Origin of the sequence: Anaerotruncus sp. 1XD42-93 (genome assembly GCF_009917605.1) — a bacterium.
GTDB lineage: Bacteria > Bacillota > Clostridia > Oscillospirales > Ruminococcaceae > Anaerotruncus.
In genome coordinates, this window is record NZ_QZEG01000003.1 from 95,185 (window position 1) to 117,974 (window position 22,790).

The following is a 22,790-nucleotide window of genomic DNA, read 5'->3' on the forward strand; positions in this document are numbered from 1 at the left end:
CTTCTTATTTTAACGCCCGGATCATTGGTGTATGGTCATCCCCGGGCAGGTACCCCACTACCTCAACCTGTCCAAAACCGGCGGCTTTCATCGACTGTATCTCATGTTCGAGCGTGAGGGGTGTGTCAAAATGTATAAACCTGTCGGATGTAATCCCGTCGCGCAGCCGCCGCCTTTCGCACTCCGAAGCGCACAGCGTCTCGATCTCCTGCGTTTTTGCGACGTAATCACACTCCAGATAGACCCCGCCGGGCTTCAAACTGCCATACAGTTTGGAAAAAAGCCGGGTCTTTTTCTCTGCGGAGAAATGATGCAGCGTCTGGAAAGAAACTGCTGCATCAAAATACGCGCTTTCAAACGGATGGAGAAAATAATCCTCCTGAATGACGGTCAGTGCCCGCCCGCCATGCTTCTGGACAAGTCTGTCGAGCATCTTTTCCGAAAGGTCAATGCCCGTCACTTGTAGAGACGGGAACCGCTGAAAGACCGTGTCCAATTCCAAGCCGCTTCCACAGCCAATATCGAGCAGTGTTCCGATCCCGTCCGGCAGCAGTTCCGCCATCCACTGGTAGTGTGCCTGCCACGGAGACATATGCGCCTCGTATTCGTCGATACGCAGGTCAAAAAATGTGTCCATCCCTTCCAGAGGCTCGTCCCTGGTCTGCTCCAACCATGCTTTCAAATCCAGATATGCCTGATCCATTGAACCACCTCCTGTATACATCAAACAGTTGTTTTTGAACGGCGGACAAAAGCATACAAGCACGCTTTACCTGATTCATAACCATGCAGGTCTGCTGGTTGTAGCCGGCTGCATCTCCTCGCTACAAGCTTCATGATAGCATAAATTTCCTTCCTGCACAATCCATAAAATCCGACGGAATCCGCCCCTATCCGAAGCCAGCCCCGCCCGGCTTTGAAGCAAGGTCGATCAACAGGGCATCCGGCTTCATATTGGCAAGCGCCTCCCGCCCGAGAATATGCGCCGGGACAGTGTTCAAAATCAGTCCAGACTTTCCGATCTCACGGGGAAGCGCGTTGATATGTACCGCCCGACACCCTTCCGCCTCGATTTCCGCAATGTCCCCCTGCTTTCGCGCCGCAGCCGTTACCTGTGCGCCCATCCCCCGAAGAATCCGGATCAGCGCCCGCGCAATCCGCCCATGCCCTGTAATCAGGCAGTTCAGCCCCGATATCGAAACCGGCAGCTCTTCCAGCGCGATCGCAAGCGCACCCTCCGCGGTAATGACCGCATTTTTGACCGCCAGTTCTTCCCGTTCTAGGTAATCGCAGAGTGTTATTCCGTGTCGGTCCGCCAGCTCTGACGCCGCACTGCTGATCTTTCCCGCAAATACCTGTGCATCTGGCCTGAGGGCAGAAAAACAGTCTTCCAGCAAGAGCTTCTGATTGGAGAATGGTGCATGAACCGTTTTTTCATCGGTCGAAAGCGGCAGCGGAAAGATCACCACATCACAGTCGTGGAGGATGGCTTCCACAGGCCCGGTCCGAAACAGGGCAGGATCGACCGTCGTATTCTGTTCGAGCAGCAGAGCGCAGACCGTCTTGCCCTGGGCAGCGAGCAGATTCGCAATGTGAGCCTGACGCAGGTCCCCGCCTACAACGGCATAGGTTTTATATGGTATCATAAAATAACCCCCATAGGATTGATACAAAATCAGTATGCTCCATCCTATGAGGGTTGTGCGTTTGGGGTGATTGATCGGACATCCGATCAACCGCCCTCAGCCGCGTTTATCTTCTTTTTTTAGGACCGCCCATCCGCTCCTTTGGCCGGTAGACCCGGACTGTCCCGGTGGGAGGTTCCTGTATGGGGCCGCGTATCCGCTGATCCCGCATTCTGCGCTGACGCCTGCGGTAACGCATCCGCGAGATGCCGCGTACCAGCAGGGCCACTGCCAGCAGGAAGAACAGTACCCCACCAGCAATCCATGCGACGGGGCTCCGCACAAGACGCTCCCACTTGATATGGCTCCATACTGCCGCCCTCTGCGATTCCGGGTCTGAACCTTCGGCCGATACCGGGAGATCATCCGGTACCAGAAGGAACGGAAAATAGCCCACCTGCGGTTCCATAAATGCGGACACCGATTTGGGTGCCAGAACGGTAACCGCTTCCTGTCCGGGAGATTCGGTATTCACCTGCAAATTGAGCTGATCGACAGAAAGCAGGTCGGGGAGCAGAACCGGCATCTCCTGTGCGACCAGCGTACCGCCATCAACTTTCCGGTCCTCCACCCCATCTTTGGGGACGAATACCCGATGGAAATTGTCATATCCGTAGTCGAGCAGGTTGGTTGAGTCGATAAATTCGGCGTCCGCCACACCGTTAGACTTGAGCACCACACTGGTCAGCGTTACGTTATCCCGCTCGGCAATCGTAATCAGGGTGTTTCCCGCTTCCTCAGTCCAGCCTGTTTTCCCGGCAAATGCACCCGGATAGGTATCGTTCAGACAAAACATATACTGCCTGTTGTTCATCCGCCGGGTCTGCGGCTGTAGGTTGGTCGGCGGAATCTCGTAATGCTGCGTTCCTGCCAGTGTCCGGAACTCCTCATGGGCCAGTGCCTCCCGGGTAAAGAGCGCGAGGTCGTATGCGGTTGTATAGTGGTCGTCCTCCGGCAGTCCGTTTGGATTGGAGAAATGCGTACCGTCCGCGCCGAGTTCATCCGCCTTGCGGTTCATCATCTCTACAAAGCCGGGCAGCGATCCACCCAGATGCACCGCCACCGCATTGGCCGCATCGTTGGCCGATTCCACCATCATCGCGTTGACAAGCTGTCCCAACGTAAGCTCCTCCCCATAAGTCAGCGCAATGTGGGTGGAGCTGCGAGGGACCGTGTCAATCATCTCCGCTGTGATGGTCACCTTATCTGAAAAATTGCCCTCCTCGATCGCCAGCAGACAGGTAATCACCTTGGTCAAACTGGCCGGGTACATCCTCTGATGGGGATTTTTTCCATAGATCACCTGTCCGGTGTCCATGTCCATCAGGATCGCCGCTTCTGCATAAAGCTCCGGCGGCTGAAGACGCTGCCCTCTGGATGCCGGTGCACCGGCCTTCTGCGCAGAATTAGAGGAATGATCGTTCCCCTGGGAAGCTGTCCGATCAATTCCGGAGCCGGGTTCCTCCTCCCCAAACACCTGAATCGTACTGGCCAAAACCGGCTGCATAGAAAGGGAAACAAGCAGTATGAGTGCTGTCAAAAAAGAAACTGCTGCTTTCTCCACACAAGCCTCCTCCCTCGCTATAACCTCGGTGCGCTCTAACATGATAACAACCATTTTTTAACGATTCAGCCACAATCGCAAAACGATGCGGCTGAATGGACCACCAGGGCGGGGGGCAGGCTCTGCCTGCACATCGTTCTGACCACAACTCTGGTATGATATATTATACCAGATCGTAAAAAAATGGTTGTAAAAAAAACGTTAAAATTCCCCTGAAATTTTTGCTCCCGCAGAAAGCATCACGCCAAAGATCAGAAAACCAGCTTGGAGAACAGCCCACCTGTCAGGGCAGTTCCTGTGCACACGATGGCGCCGCCCCTCCTGGCTCCGATTTTCAAACAGCCCTCTAGGCATCCGGCGAGGATTCAGGCTGCTCCTGCTGGCGGGAGATGTGCTCATGATAGGCTTCAAGAATGCTGTCTTCGATCAAGCGGCGCGCCGCAGTTGTGATCGGATGGGTGATGTCCCGGAAAACACCGTTATCATCCCTGCGGCTGGGCATCGCAACAAAAAGCCGCTCCGGGCCTTCGATCACTTTGATGTCGTGAACTGCCAGTTCACCATCAATCGTCAGCGAAACAAGTGCCCTCAGTCGGGTATCCTGATAGGTACGGCGGATTTTAATATCGGTGATATTCATGTTGTTCCTCCTCATGATGAAATGGTCTTACTTTTTGTGGATTCGTTATGGTATAGTATTCGGCATTTCTGCAAATCTTATACATATCCGCCGGTGCAGGCTTGCTTTTTTCACAAAATCGTCTTATACTACATACCAGTAGACCAAGAGATTATAGAGAAATTTTGGAGTTGAATCCGTATGTTTGATGGAGCCTTACTGAAAGATGCAAAACATATCCACTTTATCGGCGTTGGGGGATCGGGCATGTTCCCGATCGTGGAAATCCTCCTGGCACAGGGCTTTCAGATTTCCGGTTCGGACAATAACGAGAGCGACACCCTCGCGCTCGAGCGGGCCATGGGAGTCCACGTTCTTCCGCTGGGACAACGCGCCGAAAACATCGCCGGCGCTGACTTAATTGTCTACACCGCAGCCATTATGGACGATAACCCCGAGCTGCTTGCTGCCCGCCAAAGCGGCATCCCGACTGTGGAGCGGGCGGAGGTGCTCGGCTATCTGACCGCGCAGTATGCGAACTGCATCTGTGTCTGCGGCACCCACGGGAAAACCACTGTTACTGCGATGCTCACCCAGATGCTCCTTGAGTCCGGACTGGACCCCACTGCGGTGATCGGCGGAAAACTCCCGCTGATTGGCGGAAACGGACGTTCCGGAAAAAGCGATCTGATGGTCTGCGAGGCGTGCGAGTTTGCCGACCATTTTCTCCAGCTCTCCCCCGATGTGGCGGTGATCCTAAATGTGGATGCCGACCATCTGGAGTATTTCGGCTCTCTGGAAAACATCATCCATTCGTTCCACCGGTTTGCAGAGATGACATCCCGGACGCTGATTGTCAACGGCAGCGACCCAAACACGATGCAGGCCATTGAGGGGATTCCCGGCAAAGAGGTCATCACCTTTGGATGGGAAGAAGCCTGCGACTACGCGCCTGCCAACCTGCGGCATGAAGGCGGGGTGGTCAGCTCATTCGACCTTCGCTGTCATGGGCGTACCCTCACCCGCCTGACCCTCAATATCCCCGGCAGACACAACATCCTTAATGCGGTTGCTGCCTGTGCTGCGGCGATCCATGCGGGCGTCCCAGTGACTGCACTGGCGGAATTCCTCGGGCATTTCCACGGCGCAGGCCGGCGGTTCGAGGTGCTCGGCAAAGTGCGTGGGGTCACCATTGCGGATGACTATGCGCACCATCCCGCTGAAATCGCAGCCACGCTCAAGGCAGCCAAAGAGCTGGATTTCCGTAGGGTCTGGGCAGTGTTCCAGCCGTTCACCTACTCCCGCACCCAGCTTCTGATGGACGATTTCGCGGCTGCACTTTCAATTGCTGACCAGGTTGTGATGAGCGAGATTATGGGGGCGCGGGAGAAAAATACCTATGGCGTCCATACCGGTCAGCTTGCTGAAAAAATCCCCGGCTCGGTCTGGTTCCCCGCCTTCCCGGAGATCGCGGCGTATGTCATGGAACATGCACAGGAGGGGGACCTGGTGATCACCCTCGGATGCGGGGATGTCTATAAATGTGCAAAAATCATGCTATGCCAATAATGTCAAATCCATACAAAACCGTATTTACCTCAAACGCGCTGCAAGATGTATCAAAACATCTTGCAGCGCGTTTTATTAGCAACAAAAGTATTTTTTATTCTTCAGAAGGGCCTGCCTCATAGACCACATCCGAATCTGCCTGTTCAGCGGGAGCGGACTCCTCATCCGAGGCTTCAAGCAGTGCACGAATCGAAAGGCTGACGCGTTTCTTCTCGGTGTCCAGCTCGGTGATCTTGACCTGGACTTCCTGACCGATCTCAAGCACATCGGAAGGCTTGTTGATCCGCTCGTTGGAAATCTGGCTGATATGGATCAGGCCATCAACACCCGGGATGATCTGCGCGAATGCGCCAAACGGAGTCATCGAAACGACCTTGACGTTGCAGACCGTACCGACATCGTAATCCTTCTTCATGATCTCCCACGGGTTGTCCTCGCTCTTCTTATAACCGAGCGAAATCTTCTTGTTTTCAGAGTCGATGTCCTTGATATAAACATCAACCGTATCACCGACATTGACTACCTCAGACGGATGTTTGATCCGGTTCCAGCTCAGTTCGGAGATATGGACCATACCGTCCACGCCGCCCAGGTTGACAAATGCACCATAGCTGGTAAGCGATTTAACCATACCGGTGAATTTCTGTCCGACTTCGACCGACTGCCAGAACTTCTCCTCCAGCTCCTTACGCTGCTCGCGCAGAACCGCACGAATCGAACCGACCGCACGTTTGCGCTGGCGGTTGACTTCGAGGATTTTGAACTCGACCTTCTTTTTCAGCAGATCCTCAAGGCTGTCGTTTCTGGACATGGTGGCCTGCGAAGCCGGAATAAAGACCTTTACCCCATTGGTCAGCGCGAGGACGCCGCCCTTGATGACTTCCACGACAGTGCCTTCCAGAATCTCGCCGGTATCGACCGCATTCATAACCTTCTCAAAGCCAGCAATCGCATCGAGCCGCTTTTTGGAGAGCATCACAGTTCCTTCCACATCGTTGACACGGACAACCAGAAGTTCCAGCTCGTCCCCAACCTTAACCAGGTCTTCAACTTTGGCGTTCGGGTCGTCGGTCAGCTCCGCAAGCGGCACGTATCCTGCGTGCTTGGTACCGATGTCCACCGAGATCTCGTTGGGCGCGAGACCCGTAACAACGGCGGTTACCTTCTCCCTGTTATATATCGTTTTGAAGGACTGCTCCAGCATCTCCTCAAAAGAAAGTTCATCCTGGTCTTTTAGAATCTCACTCATTGTTTTATGTACCTCCTTAATTATACCAGCCGGTGTAGAAGCCCCGGCTGTAACGCCAACACGGGAGTAACCGCCCAGATTCTTCCCTCGCAACTCGCCGGCGTCCTCGACCAGAAACGTATCGCAATACGATTCACAGATCTGCGCGAGTTTGCGGGTGTTCGAGCTGTGCCTGCCCCCTACAACCACCATCGCATCACTGACGGCAGCAAGTTCCTTTGCCTCTGCTTGACGTTTTTCAGTAGCAATACATATTGTATCAAATATTTCGAGCTTTGTACACACCTTTTTTAGTTTTTCTACAGATTTTTCCCACGATACGGTGGAAAAGGTGGTCTGAGCAACCAATATGTAGGCATTTTGGCGACCTTTTTCAATCTCTGGGAGCTTTGTTTCCAGATCTTTTTCATCCGAAAAGGCAATATAAGGGCCATCGCAAAACCCAATAATCCCCTGCACCTCGGGATGGCTGCTGTCCCCCGCGATCAGGACTACACGATCCCGGGAATGCTCTTCCACAATGTGATGGATTTTTTTCACAAACGGGCAGGTGGCGTCGACCACCTTGCACCCGCATGCCTCCAGCTCCTCATAGACCCGCCGCGGCACCCCATGGGAGCGGATCACCACACACCTCCCGTCCCGGTTTTCCGCAGGGGACTGGATCGGCGGAATCCCCAGTCCGGCAAAATAGTCGACCATCTGCCGGTTGTTAATGAGTTCCCCCAGCGTATAGGTCGGTTCCCCCAGCTCCGCCTGTTTTTTGACCTTCTCAACCGCCCGCTCCACCCCAGGGCAGAAGCCGGCGGTTTTTGCAACTGTGATCCTCAAATTAGCCCTCCTCCAGAAGCTGCACAACCTGATCCATGATCCGGCGGCTTACATCCTTGATCTCACGCGGAGAATTTGCCCCCGGCGTGAACCCCAGCTCACTGTTTTGGAGCAGCTTGCCATACCGGATGACCACCCTTGTGCGGAATTTCAGCTCTGGCCCGAAGCAAACCGCACAGGGCAGCACATCGGTCCCCGTCTGCATCGCGATCATCGCAGCGCCCGACTTTGGACGGAGCGGTTTACCGTCCTTCGAACGGGTGCCCTCGGGGAACATTCCAAGTATCTTTCCCTCCCGCACGACCGTTTGGGCCCAGTCGAGCGCACCGGAATCCCCCTTGCCGCGTTCAACCGGAAAAGCGCCTAGGTGTTTGAACAGCCAACGCTGGAACCCGTTGCTGAACAGCTCCGCCTTGGCCATAAAACAGACCTGATTGCGTTTGACTCCGGCTACAACAAACAGGGGGTCAAAGTTGGTCCGATGGTTGGCCACCAGCATATAGCCGCCTGCCTTTGGAATATTTTCCCGCCCATATATCTCCACATGGAAGAGTATCCGGATTAAAATTTCACAGACGGCCCAGCCGATCTTATAAAGCATTCTTCGCGCACGCCTCCTTTTCAAGTGCCGCGCGCACCTCATCCTGCGCACGCGCGACCACCTGTTCGAGCGTCAGTTCGGTGGTATCGAGCAGAACTGCATCCGCCGCCTGCCTCAGCGGTGCAATCGGACGGTTGCGGTCGCTGTCATCCCGTTCCTGAATCTCGCGGAGCACCTGTGCATAGTCCGAGGCCATCCCCCTGGCAGTCAGCTCGGCACAGCGGCGGCGTGCCCGTTCTTCGGCGGAGGCGGTCAGGAAAATCTTGACCTGTGCCTTGGGAAGCACCACTGTCCCGATGTCGCGTCCATCCATTACCACGTCATGCTCCACCGCCATATTTTGCTGGAGCGCAAACAGAAAGGTGCGGACTGCCGGAAGTGCGCTCACATGGCTGGCTGCCGAAGAGATTTCCGGACGCCGAATGTCTTCCGAGACATCGTACCCGTTCAGGAATACCCTCTGCTCCCCCTGGAGATAACGCAGCTCCAGCTTGACCCCGCCCAACATTGGCTCCACCGATGCTTCCGAATCAATGTCCACTTCGTGCGCAGTCATATAAAGTGCGATTGCCCGGTAGAGCGCCCCTGTGTCGACATAAAGATAACCCAATTCGTGCGCCAGCTTGCGTGCAACTGTGCTTTTTCCGGCTCCCGCCGGCCCATCAATCGCGATTGCGATCATATCCATTCCCCCATCTGACTGTCATTTTATTGCTATAGCCAGCACATTAAAAAACAGGCTGCTCGTTTTGAAGCGGCAGACAACAGTCCGCCGGCATGTTTCGTGTGCTTGATGGCTATGTAATCTGAAGCAAGGCTGCCGGAATCAGCCTCTTACAGAAATCTTGCCGCAGGCTTGAAAAGAATCAACGCAATTCTTTTCAAGTGCTTCCATTATAGGCTTTGTGCCGCCAGATATGCAGTGGCGTAAGCAATTTGCAGATTAAATCCGCCGGTAAAGCCATCGACGTCGATGACCTCTCCAGCGAAAAACAGCCCGCGCACCCGTTTGGATTCCATCGTTTTGGGGTTGATCTCCCGGACCGAAATCCCACCCGCGGTGATAATCGCCTCATCGACCGGCCGGAATCCCGCCGGAGTGACCGGCAGCGCCTTGAGCAGCCGGACAAACGAGCGCCGCTGTTCCTTTGTCACCGAATGCACCTTGGTATCTGCCGGGATTCCCGAAAGCCGCACCGCGACCGGGATCAGCTTACGGGGCAGCAGATGATCGAGCGCATTGGAAAAGTCCCTGTTGCGGGCCTCCTCAAAATCCCGGAGCAGGCGCGTGTCCAGCTGCTGTTCTTCCAGTCCTGGCTTGAGATCGATCTCCATGCGGTAATCGGACGGGTTCCCGTCCATATATGCCGACGCCGAGAGCACCAGTGGCCCGGAAACACCAAAATGGGTGAACAGCATCTCGCCCAGCTCGCTGAACACCGTTTTCCCCTTTGCATTTTTCAGGGTAAGCGTCACATTGCGCAGGGACAAACCCATCAGTTCCGCGCACCAGTTTTCCCGGGTAATGACCGGCACCAGTGATGCGCGTACAGGCACCACCGTATGCCCAAGCTGCCCAGCAAGCCGGTAGCCATCCCCGTCCGAGCCGGTCAGCGGATAGCTCATCCCGCCGGTAGCGATCACCACTGCATCTGCCGGAAGACATTCTCCGCCCTCCAGCCGCACCCCGCAGACCGCGCCATCCTGCTGCAAAACCTCTATCGCGCGGACCTTCTGCAAAAACTGTGCGTCGCCGCAGAACCGTTTGAGCGCTTTGACAATATCCACCGCCTGGTCCGAAACCGGAAATACCCGGTTCCCCCGCTCGGTTTTGAGCGGCACTCCCAGCGATTCGAACAACTCCATGGTATCCTGTGCTGAAAACGCATGGAAAGCGCTGTAGAGAAACCGCGGATTGGTGTGCACATGCCGGATCAGCTCTTCGGGGGAGCAGTTGTTGGTGACATTGCACCGGCCCTTTCCGGTGATCTGAAGTTTACGCCCCGGACGAGCGTTTTTATCGAGCAGCGTGACCTCTGCGCCCCGCCGCAGTGCAAATCCTGCGCAGGCCATCCCGGCCGCTCCTGCCCCTATGATAACCGTTTTACTGACCACCCTGATCCTCCCCGCGGGTCTCAAAGACCTCGTATTCTCCCCATATCCGTTCCAACAGCTCGTAGGTACGGGAAACTTCCTCCCGCTTTTTCAGCCCGACCGCCACGATCAGTGCATTGACCATTGAGAGCGGCGCAACAAGCGAATCGACAAACGAGATCATATCACTGCGCGCCATCAAAAGGAAATGGGCGGCATCGGCAATCGGGGCTTTCCCGGTGTCGGTCAGCGCGATAACCTTTGCGCCATTTGCGCGGGCATAATGCGCCGCCTGCACCGTCCGTTTGGAATAGCGCGGGAAGCTGAAACCGATGAACACATCCCCCTCCCCGATCCGCATGATATGTTCGAACATTTCGCTGCGGCTGTTGGTGTTGATCAGCCGCACATCCGAAAAAATGTGGTTGAAATAGAAGCTCAGGAAGGTTGCCAGCGCCGAGGAGGAACGCACGCCAATGATATAAATTGTTTTGGCAGAGCAGATCGCGTCAACTGCGCCCGCAAAATCCCGCTCACTGGTTTCCTCAAGGGTGCGGCGGATCTTCTCAATATCCTTCCCGAGCACCCGCGCGAGCACATTCCCATTCTCCAGCTGATCGCTGGTCACATCCATCCGCTGTACAGTGGTCAGCTTGTTGCGGATCAGCTCCTGAAGCGCCTTTTGCAGCTCCGGATACCCCGAAAACCCCACCTCGGAGGCAAACCTAACCACCGTGGATTCACTCACGCCCACGGTCGTCCCCAGCTTAAAAGCGGTCATGAATGCAGCTTTATCAAAATGATTGACGATATAGTTGGCAATCAGCCGCTGTCCCTTGGAAAACTGAGGGGACATCTGGCTGATAATGGTTAATAAATCTCTGTTCATAGAAGCCCCTTCCTGTTCTTTCCAATCCTGTTTTCCTTCCCCTGAGATGTGAAACAGATTTTCAGGATCATCTTGGCCATTTTTTCAAAACATATAGGTTCATAATAGCATAATTTCCTGCAAAACGCAAGAGGAAATCGGTAAAAGCGGATGAAAAATGCAGGATTTTTTGCATTCTCCTGCAATGGTATGTACTTCAGGGCAAAAGATTTCGCAAACAAGTGCTTATGGTCAAGAAAAAGCGTATTTTCAGATGAAGCGGTATAGCCCTGCTGATGCAAGGGCCATACCGCCTTTTTCTGTTTCTATGTATTCTTGTGTTTTTTCTACAGGCTTATCAGAAGGTTTCATCGGCGCCACTTGAACAGGAATCTGTTTTCAACAAAAATCGGCCTGACAGAATTTGCATTCTCCGCCTTTGAAGGTCATCATCGGCACCAAAACCCGGCTGCCTTCGAAGCGGTTCCCATTGATATCCTCATATGGCACCTTTTTTTCTTTCAGCCGCAGAATACACACATCCGCCTCAGTCCCTTCCGCCATGCTCGCCAGAGAAAGCCGGCCGATCAGCCTAGCGGGTGCGGCGGTCGCCGCATCAAGCACCTGGGGCAGGCCCATGCCAAAATCCAAAAACTTGGACAGGATGCGCGGCAGGCTGTGCAGCGGCTGCAAAAAGCAACTGGATGCGTTGACATCGCTGCTGATAATATCCGGCACAAATCCCTGTTCCACCGCTTTCCGGCAGGTCTCCAGATCATAGTTGCTGCGCCCGTTGGATGCATCAAACAGCACCCCGCGTTTCTGTGCTTCCAACAGGCCGGGCAACACTCTGCCCTGCGCATCCAGACAGGTATGTTCCCCGCGGTTCTGATAGATATGGCAGATCACGTCACCAGGGCGGAGCATTGCCGCCAGCTGATCCAGTGGAATCACAGGGCTGGTCACATGCACCACCAGCCGCGTTCCCACTTTTTCGGCGATCTCGACAGCCCGCCGCAGGGAAGTTTCTGCCTGCCCTCTGGCGACGATTCCGTTGGACATTCGGATTTTCAGCCCCACCAGATTGTCCGGGTACTGCTGGAACAGGCGGCATATCTTTGCCTCATCAAAGAAAGCCGGATCGAGGTTTTCCGGATACCGATCGGTCGCCTGCCCGCCGGACGCCACGAGAAGGCAGTTCAGGATTCGCACATCGCTGGATGCCATCACCGTACGCCGGTAGAGTTCGTAGGACCCTGCGCCGCAGCTCCCGCCATCCACCGCAGTTGTGACGCCGCAGCAAAAAGAACTCGCGTCCGGATTCACCCCATTTTCGGTGCCACGGTAGAAATAATGAACATGGTAGTCGATCAGCCCGGTGGTCACAATGCAGTTGGCGGCATCAACCACCTGCCGATAGCTTCTCTGCGGATCGGGCCGGGCGATCTTCCCATCTTCCAGCGCCACATCCCGACACTCCAGGCACGCTTGGGCGGGATCGTAGACCAATCCATTCTTGATTAAAAAGTCCAAAGAAATGCTCCTTTCCAGTCCAGCCATTCTAGGGGGCCATTTGAAAAATCGAGTCAGCCTCTTTTGCTGCAAAATTGGTATCTTCCGCGTCAAAAGCACATGAAATACAGCGGGCATTTCTGCACTTTCCCTTGCAGCCGCTCACTTTTTTACGAAATACCCGTCCATTTCTCTATTTTCAAACCAGCTCTAACGAAACCCTTCAAAATATTCTTTTGAAGCCTGTGGCCAAAAAGCCGCGCAGGGAGCCCCTTTGGCCGCTCTGTTTTACATTGCATCGTCAACAAGTATGCCTGCGGGATTTGCCCGCTGCTTGAAACCAGAATCCGTTTCAAGTATGTTGACTGTATAAAGAGATCCTGCACTGTAAAAAGGGGCGGCTGATTCAGCGCGCCCCTTTTGCTCCATTTCAGGCTGCCGCAATCGCTTCCAGCAGTCCGTCTACCTTTTCGTCCCCCAGATTTTCACGAACCATGTCATAAACGACCTGGGCTTGCTCTTTCAGGGCTGCCATATCCTCGTCGCTGAAGGTGAGGATCTCGCAGCCGGCATCGATGCAGACCTGCTTATCGGCCGCGATCTCCTCATCAGCGGTGCCTGCGGCAAACTGAACCGCTTCATTTGCACATTCGTCTACCAGTGCGCGGGTGTTCTCAGGCAGGCTCTGGTACAGGCTGTTGCTCATGAAGAAGGTGATGATGTGGCCAAGATGGTTGGTCTCAACAATGTACTTCTGGACTTCCTGGAAGTTGTTTCCGACGATGTTCATATAAGGGTTCTCCTCGCCGTCGATGCTGCCCTGCTGCAGGCCCATGAACACCTCGGTAAACTGCATCGGAGTAGCTGCTGCACCCAGCGCATTCCAATAAGCAATGTGGTAGTTGTTGGTCATGGTGCGGATTTTCTGTCCACGCAGGTCAGCCAGCGAATTTACCTTCTTATTGGTGCTCAGCTGACGGAAGCCCGCGTCCGAGTAGCCCAGCATATGCACACCCGCATTTTCGCAATAGCTGTTCAGCGTGTTGGCGGCATAGTCACTCGAAAGCACCGAACGCATCTGCTGTACATCGCTGAACAGGTTGGGCATGTCAAACAGCCCCATCTCCGGCACAAAGTCCACCAGGTCGGTGGTCATACCGGTACCAATGTCAATCGAGCCTGCGACAACCGCTTCGGTGAACTCGGTCGTATTGCCAAGCTGCCCGCCGGGATAAATGTCCACAGTGATGCTGCCGCCGGATTTTTCCTCGATCAACTGTTTGAATTTTTCAACCATCTTGTAGTTGGTGGTGGTTTCCGCAACCGTCATTGCCGCGGTCCAGTTGTAGGTTCCGTAGTCCTCACCGGTGGCCGCAGGAGCAGCATCGGAAGCGGATGCTGAGGAAGATGCAGCCGGAGCTGCCGGAGCCGCCGCACTGCTGGAGGAGCCGGACGATCCGCAGGCCGCCAGACTCAGAGCGGCAGAAAGAGCAAGTGTCAAAGCAATTACTTTTTTCATAGTTTTTTCTCCTTTTGTTTGGTATAATAGAAAAGGCAAAGACCTTTTACACCCTTTGGAATAAGATTGCCCGCTTGAATCTCGCAGGGAGTCCTGCATTTTCTGGCGCTTAAACCAGCATCATGCTTAATGGCGGACAGAAGGTAATCAGCAGCAGGCAGAGGATAAACGCGATCAGGAATGGAACAGTTGCCTTTGCCAGCTTAATCATGGGAATTTTGGTCATACCCGAGGCGACAAACAGGTTGATCCCCATCGGCGGTGTGACCATGCCGATGGCCAGATTTGCCGTCATGATGATACCGAAGTGAACCGGGTCCACACCGACAGCGGTTGCGATCGGCAGCAGGATCGGAGTCAGAATCATGATGTTCGGGATGTTGTCGATAATCATACCGCACACCAGCATGATAATGTTCATCAGCAGCAGGATCACGATTTTGTTGTCGGTCACACTGAGCACAGCTTTGGAGATCGTCTGCGGGTAGCGCAGCAGGGTCATGACCCGCGCAAACGCATTTGCCGCCGCGATGACAAACAGGATATTTACATAGGTCTTTGCACCGGAGACGAATACCCGTCCCAAGTCCTTGACACGCAATGTCTTATAGGCGAAAATACAGACCAACAGACCATAAATGACCGAGATCACCGCCGCTTCGGTCGGGGAGCAGATGCCGGAGTAGATACAGCCCAGAATCACAACCGGGGTCAGCAATGCCCAGAAGCTCTCCTTGAACAGCGGCAGAAAGCCTTTTGCGCGGATGGACTGGTAGTTTGCCATCAGCTTCTCGCGGTCCTCACCCTTGCGGATGCAGTAGATGTAGCAGTAGACCATCAAAGCAACGCCGATCAGCACGCCAGGAATGATGCCCGCGATGAACAGCGATGACGGGGAGGTATTCGCTGCCGCCGCATAGACGATATACGAGATGGAAGGCGGGATAATGACGCCCAGCCCACCGGCCACTGTCACGATCGAAGTTGCAAATACCAGGTCATAGCCCATTTCGACCAGGAAAGGGATGGTCATAGCACCAACCGCAGAAACAGTCGCAGGGGAGGAACCTGAAATCGCTGCATAGAACATGCAGGTTACGACCACCGCACAGGGGAAACCTGCACGTTTGTTGCCGATGAAGTAGGCGAAGAAGTCGAACAGACGCTTGGAAAGGCCACCTTCCGCCATAATCATGCCGGATACCATAAACAGCGGGACCGCCAGCAGCGTGAAGCTGTTCATGCCCGAGAACATGCCGCGCACAACGTCGGAAGGACCATAGTTGAGGCCGCCAAGCAGGTTCGGCAGCATCGCCAGCAGTCCAAACACACCGCCTACCGGCAGAGAAATGACCAGAAATACCGCCAGCAGGAGCAGAAACAAACCGATTGCCATTATGCTTCCTCCTTTACACCCTTAAAATCGAGAATGATGATCTGAACCAATCGGAAGATACTGAGGGCAAAACAGAAGGTCATGACATGATAAAGCCCCGCAACCGGGATTTGCAGCGCCGGGCTTTTCTGGTTGACGCTTGCCGCGTTCGCTGCGACCTCCAGTCCACCTTTGATGCAAAAGCCCATAAATACGATCATAATGGCATTGCAGACATAATTCAGGACATTTTGCACTGCTTTGGGCAGCATCACCGTCAAAGTGTCCACCCGGATCGCACTGCGGTGCCGGATGGAACAGGACAGGCAGAAAAATGCGCTCAGTGCAAGGCAATAGCAGCAGATTTCGTCCGACCAGCCCAGCGGACTTTTAAAACAATACCGCAGGATAACATTCGCAAACGACAGAACCGTCATGATTACCAGGAAGAATGCCAGGCAAACATATTCGAAGTTCTTGTCAAGCCATTTCAAAAATGACATGAAAAAATTCCTCCTCCGTTTTCGTTTTGCTTTGCAAGCTTTTTGAACAGTTTCTCTCCTCTTGCGTCATGGTTTTATTATAAAATTCCCATATAAATAAGTAAAGTTAATTAAATTTAGTTTTTCATTAAGTTTTTCTAATAGTTATATTCTTCACCTGGAATCCATACACAATTTGCATAAATCAGTCTGTCACCTATTTGTCAAATTGATAAAACAGGAATGATTGCTTGTGAAATAGTATAAACTTTTCTCTATTTTTTCTATCTTTTCACCAATGTTTTTTTATAGCAAAACTGGAAGGAAGCGATTGGCAATGGATTTAAAGCAGTTGGAATATATCGTTGCGATTGAAAAATATGGAACCATGAGCGATGCTGCGGTGGGGTTGTTCATCACCCCATCGGCGCTGAACCAGCAGCTGCTCAAGCTGGAAAAAGACCTGGGCATCCCGCTCTTCAACCGTCGCCGCCGCCATATGGAGCCGACGGAAGCCGGGCGGGTCTACCTGGATGCCGCAAAGCAGATGCTCGCACTGCGGCAGGCTACCTATGCCCAGCTGCAAGACCTCGCCAACTGCCATACCGGCTCCTACCATGTAGGGCTGACCTTCGAGCACAGCTCGGATATGTTCGCACGCATCTACCCGCCGTTCCATCAAAAATACCCCGGTATCTCGATCCAATGCCACCAGCTTCTGGTGCCGGAAATGCTGGATATGCTGCTGACGGGTCAGCTGGACATCGCCTTTGTCCTGGGGGGAAGACCGGAAATCTATGAAGCAGAGTATATCCCGCTGAGTGCGGAAAACCTGCTGCTCGGGGTGCAGCGCAGCCATCCGGTTGCCCAGCTCGCAGGCCCGGCAGACCAGCAGCCCTGCAATATCATTGACCTTTCCCTCCTGAAGGATGAAGCCTTCGCCACTGCTCTGAAAAGCTCCACGATGCGCACCGAGCTGATCGACCCGATTTTTGAACGGGAACAGTTCCACCCACGGATTATGATGGAATCCAGCTTTAACTCTTTCCTGCAACAGCTGGCTGCACTGGGCGTCTGCGTTTCTATTGTGCCACAGTCGCGCGTCACAAATCACCGGGACATTGCATGGTTTTATCTGCCCGGCTACCCGAGGTTCCAGTTCGGGGTGGCCTACCCCAAAAACTATCGCCTGAACCGGGCGCTAAACGATTTTATCGAACTGGCTCGGCAGGATGCGCAGACCTATTTGCAGTGCCCTCCACCGGAAATCTGATAAAAAAGAGCGAAACAACCGGCAATCGTTGTTTCGCTCTTTTTTATGGATTTTTCTGATATGGATTTTGATATTCCGGGCATAACCAGGTCTCGCTCCACTCCATCATCGTTTGGAGAACTGGGATAAAACTTTCCCCAAACGCGGTCAGGGAGTATTCCACTTTCGGAGGGATCTCCTTGTAAACCTCCCTGTGCAGAAATCCATCCTGTTCCAATTCCCGCAGCTGCTTCGTCAGGGTGGACTGTGTAATCCCATCCAGGCGCCGCATCAGCTCCCCAAACCGCTGCACTCTATAAAAAGCCACATACCACAGGATCAAAATTTTCCATTTGCCGCCTATGACCGATTGCAGCCTGCTCATAGGAGCACAGCGCGCGATCGTCTTTTCGTCGCTGAATTTGTTTTCTGCCATAAAAACCCCCTCTTTTTCCATCAAAAGTATACCCCAAAGCCGACGTCAAATCAAGCTATGGGCTTCGGCTGTTCAGGCTGTTTCGGCTGCTTCGGTATCCAAAATCATACTATCGCTAAAAAAAGACCGTACTTGAAATACGCGGGATGTTGAGATATGTTTGAGATACAGGAGTTGATCCGGACGATTCTGAACCACAAAACCAACAAAAGGAGCGATCTTTATGCACTATACTGGAACGATATGGCGTCCGCCATATGAAGCATCCTCCCTGCTTCTGGAAGTTACCGCAGGATGCACCCATCACAAGTGTAAATTTTGCACACTCTATGATGATCTGCCGTTTTCATTCAGGATGTCGCCGCTGGAGGTCATAGAGGATGATCTGAAAGAAGCCGAATCACGGTTGCAGTTATGGAAAGACAGGCAGATAACCCGGACTTTTTTGACTGGGGCAAACCCGTTTGTGCTGAAAACCTCACGGCTCATCGAGATCGCAGAGCGCATCCAGAACCATTTCCCGGGCAACAGGAGCATCGGCTGTTTCTCGAGGATAACGGATGTTGCCTTAAAAAGCGATAAGGAGCTTTTAGAGCTGCATGATGCCGGATATGACTATCTGACAATCGGGGTCGAAACAGGCGATGACAACGCATTGGAATTTATGAACAAGGGTTACCTGTCAAAAAATATTCTAACCGAGTGTAAGCGGCTGGACCACGCGGGGATCCACTACCATTTCTTTTATCTCACGGGGATTTCCGGCTCAGGCCAAGGGGAAGCCGGTGCGGAAGCGACCGCGCGGATCTGCAACCAACTGCATCCCCAAATCATTGGGGCAAGTATGCTGACGATTTATCCCGATTCAGAACTTTACGCGGAAATGCAAAAAGGGAACTGGCAGGAAGAAACCGAAATCGAAAAATACAAAGAATTAAAAACATTGGTGGAGCATCTGGACATTCCCGTTTGGTTCGGCGCGTTGGGCGCTTCCAACCCGATACCCGTTCAAGGCAGGCTGCCAGAGGATAAGCAGGAAATCCTGTCCATATTGAACGAGATTATTGAACGTGTGAGTGAAGAGGAATTGCGAAATTACCGCAAAAATCTCCGCCATTTGTAGAGGTGGGCCGATGCATTTCACTGAAAGGACATGGCGACCGCATTATGAAGCCAGTTCCTGCATCATCCAACTAACTTCCGGCTGCACCTACCAGAAATGTCACTTCTGCAATCTATATGCGCAGGAGCTATTTCGGCTATCCCCTTTGTCGGAGTTTGAAGCGGATCTCGAGGAAATCAAAAAATATCAGCCCCATGCACGAAGAATTTTTTTGACAGGTGCCAATCCATTTGCATTGGGGTACGAACAGCTCAAACCATACCTGCTGACAGTCCGCGACTATTTGATTAAGTGCCAGACGATTGCCATGTTTGCCAGCATACGTGATATTAAAAATAAAGAACCTTGGCAGTTGAGGAAACTGCGGGCCATGGGGGTAAACGGGCTGAGTATTGGCGTAGAAAGTGGAGACGATGAAACCCTTCTGCTGGCGAATAAGGGGTATACTGCACAGGATATTTTAGAGCAATGCAGGAAATTGGAGGAAGCAGAAATTGAATACTATTTTGTATATATGGCCGGATTAGCTGGAAACGGTTCCTGCTTTCGGAGTGCGGAAAACAGCGCAAGGCTGTTCAATCAGCTGAATCCACGCTTTATTTCTGTGACTTCACTTACCATCTTCCCAAAAACAAAATTTTTTGATATGGTGCAGCGAGGTCTTTTCACGCCTGCTGAAGAAAAAGAGCGTATTCAAGAGTTGCAGATACTGATTCAAAATTTGCAGATACGAACCCATCTGTTTGCAAACTCCAAATCTAATTTTTACCCCACTGCCGCATATTTGCCAAAAGAACGCAGTTTTATCATCCGGGAATTACAGAACATCATCAATACGGTATCAGAAGAGGAAATGCAGCGATACCGGAGCACGATGCAATCATTAGAATAAAACAGGATCATTAACAGGGGCGACAGCTCGAAATGCTGCCGCCCCTGTGGCTATTATTTCTGTGGTTTATTGTGCGTCTGACTGATAAGGAGAGATCGAAAACGCATTGCTCTGCGGCGGCAGGCTGCGGGTAGAAATCTGGCTGTGCTCGATATGCAGCTTGGTCTGCGGCTGGATTTCCTTCAGGTCGATTCCCTCCACCGTAGTCTCCTCATTAAAGTGAAAGACATAGGGCATCTGGCCATCAAAATCCGTCATCTCAATCGAACCTTCTTTGGGGTTCGAAGGATCAAAAGAAACAGAAAGAACAACGCCGTCGTAGCTCACCGATTCCTCCATATCAAAATCAGGAAGCCCATCACTGCCGGCCGGAACCTCGTCTGTATCGTTAATCTGTACCGCAACGGCCTCATTCTTCTCATTCAGGACATAAAAAATCTCCAGTTCTGCACCGTTGGCAAGCGCGCCATCCTCTATGGTGTAAGAGGTATCTTTGGTCAGCGCGATATTGAGGCTCCCATTGGCGTCTCCGCCGTGGGAGGGCTTCATGATAAGTACCGTCTCCCCAGCATCATTGACCGCAAAATCGTCCACTACTCCGACATAACGGGGAGCACTCATCTTCTCGAGCTGTTGGGAATCAGGAGATGCATCCGATTCTTCCGGAGTAGACTCGGAAGACGCCTTCTCGGAAGAGACCACCCCAGAAGAAACTGCTTCAGAGGACGGGGATGACGAGGCGGCGGGAGCGGATGCCCCGCACGCTGCAAGCGAGACCGCTGCCATCAGGGAAATTGCTGCAATCCAAAAATTTTTCATGGAAAGAACCTCTTTTCTATCTTTTTTGTCGTTGTAGGAATTTGCCTTACATGTATTAGGTGCATGGAACAAGCCAGATTACTGCATCCAAAAAACAGCCGGTTGAAAAAAGTCGAAAAACAGGATATAATATGCGCAGGGGGAAAACGACTCGCCTGTTTTTCAGGTGGGCAGTTTCACATAATAGCGTTTGAAGGGACTGGAATTTATGCCTAAATTTACATATATTATAAAACGGATTGCCGGGATGGACTACGGCGCAATGGTGCGCACTGCTAAGACTGTCCATGAACGGACCGGAAAAAATACACTCGCGGTCCTGGCCGACATCATCTCCTGCGGCCTTCGATACCAGGCAGGTTATATGGATTATCTGGTCTTCGAGTTTTACACCCTGACTGCCGCCCAGCGCGCCACCTACATCACCCGCGGGGTAAATAACCGGTATGTCAGCCTTCTGAACCCGCGGGAAAACTGGCATCTGCTCGAGGACAAGGTCGAGTTTCTCAAACGGTTTGACGGATTCCATGGGCGGGACTGGGTCGATCTGCGTGTCTGCGGGAAAGAGGGGTTCGAAGCGTTCTGCAAAAAACATTCCCAGATGGTTGCCAAGCCACTCGACGGCACTTGCGGACGTGGCGTGGAATTCATCGAGCAGTCGGAAAAAAGTGAGATCGTAGGGCTTTACGAAATGCTGATGCAGGGCGGGCAATATCTGGTGGAGGCTTTCATTGTGCAGCATCCACTGGTCAGCCATATCTATCCGCTCTCGGTCAATACACTGCGGCTGGTAACCATCAAAAACCATGATACAGTCCATCTGGTCTTTTTCAGTATGCGGATTGGCAACGGAAAACGGGTGGACAACCTTAACAGTGGAGGAATGGCGGTCATTGTCGACATGGAAGCCGGCGAAATCTGCACCCCCGGAGCGGATAAGGATGGGAAAGCCTATTACACCCATCCGCTGACTGGCGTTGCACTGGTTGGGGCAAAGATCCCGTTTTGCAAAGAGTCAGCCGAGCTGGTCAAACAAGCCGCCATGCGGATTCCCGAGTTGGGCTATATCGCTTGGGACGTCGCACTTACCGAGAAAGGCCCCATCATCATTGAGGCAAACCATTTCCCGGGACATGACATCTATCAGTTTCAGGTGCATCTCGGCGCGGATAAGATTGGCCTTGCCCCCAGATTCGACAAGGCGGTTGAGGGGATTTGACCCCTGCCCACCTTTCTCTTTTTTTCGGCATCCTCTCTGCTGGAAAAAAGGAAGGATGATTGTCATTTTCCGAGGATACGCGAAGCAGAAAAAGCATTCCTGGAAAGACAAAACGACATGACCACAAATGGTCATGCCGCATTTGATAAAAACCATGGTTGTCCCCTTCACATTTGAAATGTGGAGGGGACAAATAAACTGGTCTTTTCCTGTTGACCGAACTTCTTCCACAGAACAGGGGTTGTGCGCCCACCGATGGTTTGGCATGTCATGTTTTCAGATAGCCAAAGCTCTCCGGCTTTTTCCCATCCGCGAGCTGTAAAAGCAGTGCGTAGCTCGCCTCCAGTTCCCCATAGGTCCCATAGCTGTTGCGATAAACTTCCTCGATCACCGCTCCATCAAACCCCTGCGATTTTAGCTGTGCGATCAATCCGACCAGATCAGAATTGCCGCTTCCGACGGTAAGACAGTCGCTGGCATCGTCCCGGTCACTGATATGCAGATGGGCGATCTGCCTTCCCATCGCGCCCGCCATTTCCGAGGCGGAAAAACCTGCACGCACACTTTGTTTGACATCCAGCACAAAGCGTGCTTTCGGCAGGCAGTGTGCCATACTGCGGAAAAATGCGGGATTCCATGCCGCACAACGCGGCACATTCTCCTGCGCAACCGTAACACCCATCCGTTCTCCGGCCTCCATCACCCCTTGGAACCGCTCACAGTATTCCTCAACCGTTCTTTGTGTCTGCCTTCTGTCCCCGTGAAAGACCAGCAGATCAGCACCTAACAGATTTGCCGCCTCAAAAAATTTTTTGTAAAGCTCCAGACCATCCTGATAACGCCGTTCATATGCGGAAAAAAACAGGAGCGGTTCCATTTCCGAGGTAAACGGATGAATCGAAACGATCCGCACCCCTCCCCTATCCGCAATTCTGCGCAGCTCCCGCAGATACGGCTTTTCCAGCTCGCTTGGCGCGTTAATGAAAACCTCCGCTGCTTTTACCCCCAGAACCGCCATCCGTTTCAGAGCGAATTCCGGTACTTCTGGATAGTATGAGGCAGTCGAAATTCCGGCAACCAT

The 22,790-nt window shown here is 52.9% G+C and carries 22 protein-coding genes; 6 read left to right on the forward strand and 16 right to left on the reverse strand.

The features are described 5' to 3' along the window. Positions 1–4 precede the first annotated feature (4 nt). From D5269_RS02220 to spoVG, 4 genes are all read right to left on the reverse strand, one after another. Positions 5–703, reverse strand: a complete 699-nt coding sequence (locus D5269_RS02220) for a class I SAM-dependent methyltransferase (protein WP_120481967.1) — start codon at positions 701–703, stop codon at positions 5–7. A gap of 187 nt (positions 704–890) precedes the next feature. Beyond that, positions 891–1,646 carry a dipicolinate synthase subunit DpsA gene (locus tag D5269_RS02225; protein WP_022788432.1) on the reverse strand — a complete coding sequence of 252 codons (756 nt, stop codon included), beginning with the start codon at positions 1,644–1,646 and terminating at the stop codon, positions 891–893. Positions 1,647–1,752: 106 nt separating this feature from the next. Next, on the reverse strand, positions 1,753–3,249 hold the full coding sequence (locus tag D5269_RS02230; RefSeq protein WP_158604809.1) for a D-alanyl-D-alanine carboxypeptidase family protein: 1,497 nt from the start codon (positions 3,247–3,249) through the stop codon (positions 1,753–1,755). Between the two features lie 346 nt (positions 3,250–3,595). Then, on the reverse strand, positions 3,596–3,889 hold the full coding sequence (gene spoVG, locus D5269_RS02235; RefSeq protein WP_120481971.1) for a septation regulator SpoVG: 294 nt from the start codon (positions 3,887–3,889) through the stop codon (positions 3,596–3,598). Between the two features lie 180 nt (positions 3,890–4,069). Between spoVG and murC the strand changes: the two genes are divergently transcribed. Next, a complete protein-coding gene (murC, locus tag D5269_RS02240) occupies positions 4,070–5,437 on the forward strand; it encodes a UDP-N-acetylmuramate--L-alanine ligase (RefSeq protein WP_120481973.1) in 1,368 nt (455 codons plus the stop codon). A gap of 94 nt (positions 5,438–5,531) precedes the next feature. Here murC and D5269_RS02245 read toward each other — a convergent pair whose 3' ends face one another. From D5269_RS02245 to D5269_RS02265, 5 genes are all read right to left on the reverse strand, one after another. Next, on the reverse strand, positions 5,532–7,517 hold the full coding sequence (locus tag D5269_RS02245) for a bifunctional 4-hydroxy-3-methylbut-2-enyl diphosphate reductase/30S ribosomal protein S1 (protein WP_120481975.1): 1,986 nt from the start codon (positions 7,515–7,517) through the stop codon (positions 5,532–5,534). Position 7,518: 1 nt separating this feature from the next. After that, positions 7,519–8,118, reverse strand: coding sequence for a lysophospholipid acyltransferase family protein (locus D5269_RS02250; protein ID WP_016316089.1), 600 nt, complete (start codon positions 8,116–8,118; stop codon positions 7,519–7,521). Continuing rightward, positions 8,108–8,800, reverse strand: coding sequence for a (d)CMP kinase (gene cmk / locus D5269_RS02255; protein ID WP_120481979.1), 693 nt, complete (start codon positions 8,798–8,800; stop codon positions 8,108–8,110). Before cmk ends, D5269_RS02250 begins: the two co-directional genes overlap by 11 nt. 212 nt (positions 8,801–9,012) lie before the next feature. Further along, positions 9,013–10,233, reverse strand: a complete 1,221-nt coding sequence (locus D5269_RS02260) for an NAD(P)/FAD-dependent oxidoreductase (RefSeq protein WP_120481981.1) — start codon at positions 10,231–10,233, stop codon at positions 9,013–9,015. Then, positions 10,223–11,101 (reverse strand): MurR/RpiR family transcriptional regulator, encoded by an 879-nt coding sequence (locus tag D5269_RS02265; RefSeq protein WP_016316086.1) that lies wholly within the window; start codon positions 11,099–11,101, stop codon positions 10,223–10,225. Before D5269_RS02265 ends, D5269_RS02260 begins: the two co-directional genes overlap by 11 nt. A 157-nt stretch (positions 11,102–11,258) precedes the next feature. Between D5269_RS02265 and D5269_RS02270 the strand changes: the two genes are divergently transcribed. Continuing rightward, positions 11,259–11,465, forward strand: a complete 207-nt coding sequence (locus D5269_RS02270) for a hypothetical protein (protein WP_147407892.1) — start codon at positions 11,259–11,261, stop codon at positions 11,463–11,465. 14 nt (positions 11,466–11,479) lie between these two features. Here D5269_RS02270 and D5269_RS02275 read toward each other — a convergent pair whose 3' ends face one another. From D5269_RS02275 to D5269_RS02290, 4 genes are all read right to left on the reverse strand, one after another. Next, on the reverse strand, positions 11,480–12,613 hold the full coding sequence (locus D5269_RS02275) for a metallo-dependent hydrolase (RefSeq protein WP_243126544.1): 1,134 nt from the start codon (positions 12,611–12,613) through the stop codon (positions 11,480–11,482). A 409-nt stretch (positions 12,614–13,022) separates the two neighbouring features. Next, positions 13,023–14,111 (reverse strand): TRAP transporter substrate-binding protein, encoded by a 1,089-nt coding sequence (locus D5269_RS02280; RefSeq protein WP_120481988.1) that lies wholly within the window; start codon positions 14,109–14,111, stop codon positions 13,023–13,025. A 109-nt stretch (positions 14,112–14,220) separates the two neighbouring features. Next, positions 14,221–15,507 (reverse strand): TRAP transporter large permease, encoded by a 1,287-nt coding sequence (locus D5269_RS02285; RefSeq protein WP_016316082.1) that lies wholly within the window; start codon positions 15,505–15,507, stop codon positions 14,221–14,223. After that, positions 15,507–15,989, reverse strand: a complete 483-nt coding sequence (locus tag D5269_RS02290) for a TRAP transporter small permease (protein ID WP_016316081.1) — start codon at positions 15,987–15,989, stop codon at positions 15,507–15,509. Before D5269_RS02290 ends, D5269_RS02285 begins: the two co-directional genes overlap by 1 nt. Before the next feature lie 316 nt (positions 15,990–16,305). On the opposite strand from D5269_RS02290, the gene D5269_RS02295 reads away from it, so the two are divergent. Next, positions 16,306–17,241: a LysR family transcriptional regulator gene (locus tag D5269_RS02295; RefSeq protein ID WP_016316080.1), complete on the forward strand. Its 936-nt coding sequence runs from the start codon at positions 16,306–16,308 to the stop codon at positions 17,239–17,241. 43 nt (positions 17,242–17,284) lie between these two features. Here the strand turns inward: D5269_RS02295 and D5269_RS02300 are convergent, their stop codons facing one another. After that, complete coding sequence (locus D5269_RS02300; RefSeq protein ID WP_120482016.1) at positions 17,285–17,656, reverse strand: winged helix-turn-helix transcriptional regulator; 372 nt, start codon at positions 17,654–17,656, stop codon at positions 17,285–17,287. 223 nt (positions 17,657–17,879) lie between these two features. Here D5269_RS02300 and D5269_RS02305 point away from each other — a divergent pair, with 223 nt between their 5' ends. Then, positions 17,880–18,779 (forward strand): radical SAM protein, encoded by a 900-nt coding sequence (locus tag D5269_RS02305; protein WP_016316078.1) that lies wholly within the window; start codon positions 17,880–17,882, stop codon positions 18,777–18,779. Positions 18,780–18,789: 10 nt separating this feature from the next. Beyond that, positions 18,790–19,671: a radical SAM protein gene (locus tag D5269_RS02310; protein WP_120481990.1), complete on the forward strand. Its 882-nt coding sequence runs from the start codon at positions 18,790–18,792 to the stop codon at positions 19,669–19,671. A 66-nt stretch (positions 19,672–19,737) separates the two neighbouring features. Here D5269_RS02310 and D5269_RS02315 read toward each other — a convergent pair whose 3' ends face one another. Next, the gene (locus D5269_RS02315) at positions 19,738–20,490 is read right to left on the reverse strand and encodes a hypothetical protein (RefSeq protein ID WP_120481991.1); all 753 of its coding nucleotides are present in this window, start codon (positions 20,488–20,490) and stop codon (positions 19,738–19,740) included. Positions 20,491–20,698: 208 nt separating this feature from the next. Between D5269_RS02315 and D5269_RS02320 the strand changes: the two genes are divergently transcribed. Next, positions 20,699–21,709 carry a sugar-transfer associated ATP-grasp domain-containing protein gene (locus D5269_RS02320; protein ID WP_016316075.1) on the forward strand — a complete coding sequence of 337 codons (1,011 nt, stop codon included), beginning with the start codon at positions 20,699–20,701 and terminating at the stop codon, positions 21,707–21,709. A 268-nt stretch (positions 21,710–21,977) separates the two neighbouring features. Here D5269_RS02320 and D5269_RS02325 read toward each other — a convergent pair whose 3' ends face one another. Continuing rightward, a complete protein-coding gene (locus tag D5269_RS02325) occupies positions 21,978–22,790 on the reverse strand; it encodes a sugar phosphate isomerase/epimerase (protein WP_120481993.1) in 813 nt (270 codons plus the stop codon).

Bases quoted from the DNA above. Each gene is read 5' to 3' on its own strand.
- D5269_RS02220 (WP_120481967.1), bottom strand. From the start codon at position 703: ATGGATCAGGCATATCTGGATTTGAAAGCATGGTTGGAGCAGACCAGG.
- D5269_RS02225 (WP_022788432.1), bottom strand. From the start codon at position 1,646: ATGATACCATATAAAACCTATGCCGTTGTAGGCGGGGACCTGCGTCAG.
- spoVG (WP_120481971.1), bottom strand. From the start codon at position 3,889: ATGAATATCACCGATATTAAAATCCGCCGTACCTATCAGGATACCCGA.
- murC (WP_120481973.1), top strand. From the start codon at position 4,070: ATGTTTGATGGAGCCTTACTGAAAGATGCAAAACATATCCACTTTATC.
- D5269_RS02250 (WP_016316089.1), bottom strand. From the start codon at position 8,118: ATGCTTTATAAGATCGGCTGGGCCGTCTGTGAAATTTTAATCCGGATA.
- cmk (WP_120481979.1), bottom strand. From the start codon at position 8,800: ATGATCGCAATCGCGATTGATGGGCCGGCGGGAGCCGGAAAAAGCACA.
- D5269_RS02265 (WP_016316086.1), bottom strand. From the start codon at position 11,101: ATGAACAGAGATTTATTAACCATTATCAGCCAGATGTCCCCTCAGTTT.
- D5269_RS02270 (WP_147407892.1), top strand. From the start codon at position 11,259: ATGCAGGATTTTTTGCATTCTCCTGCAATGGTATGTACTTCAGGGCAA.
- D5269_RS02280 (WP_120481988.1), bottom strand. From the start codon at position 14,111: ATGAAAAAAGTAATTGCTTTGACACTTGCTCTTTCTGCCGCTCTGAGT.
- D5269_RS02285 (WP_016316082.1), bottom strand. From the start codon at position 15,507: ATGGCAATCGGTTTGTTTCTGCTCCTGCTGGCGGTATTTCTGGTCATT.
- D5269_RS02290 (WP_016316081.1), bottom strand. From the start codon at position 15,989: ATGTCATTTTTGAAATGGCTTGACAAGAACTTCGAATATGTTTGCCTG.
- D5269_RS02295 (WP_016316080.1), top strand. From the start codon at position 16,306: ATGGATTTAAAGCAGTTGGAATATATCGTTGCGATTGAAAAATATGGA.
- D5269_RS02300 (WP_120482016.1), bottom strand. From the start codon at position 17,656: ATGGCAGAAAACAAATTCAGCGACGAAAAGACGATCGCGCGCTGTGCT.
- D5269_RS02305 (WP_016316078.1), top strand. From the start codon at position 17,880: ATGCACTATACTGGAACGATATGGCGTCCGCCATATGAAGCATCCTCC.
- D5269_RS02310 (WP_120481990.1), top strand. From the start codon at position 18,790: ATGCATTTCACTGAAAGGACATGGCGACCGCATTATGAAGCCAGTTCC.
- D5269_RS02315 (WP_120481991.1), bottom strand. From the start codon at position 20,490: ATGAAAAATTTTTGGATTGCAGCAATTTCCCTGATGGCAGCGGTCTCG.
- D5269_RS02320 (WP_016316075.1), top strand. From the start codon at position 20,699: ATGCCTAAATTTACATATATTATAAAACGGATTGCCGGGATGGACTAC.
- D5269_RS02325 (WP_120481993.1), bottom strand. From the start codon at position 22,790: ATGGTTGCCGGAATTTCGACTGCCTCATACTATCCAGAAGTACCGGAA.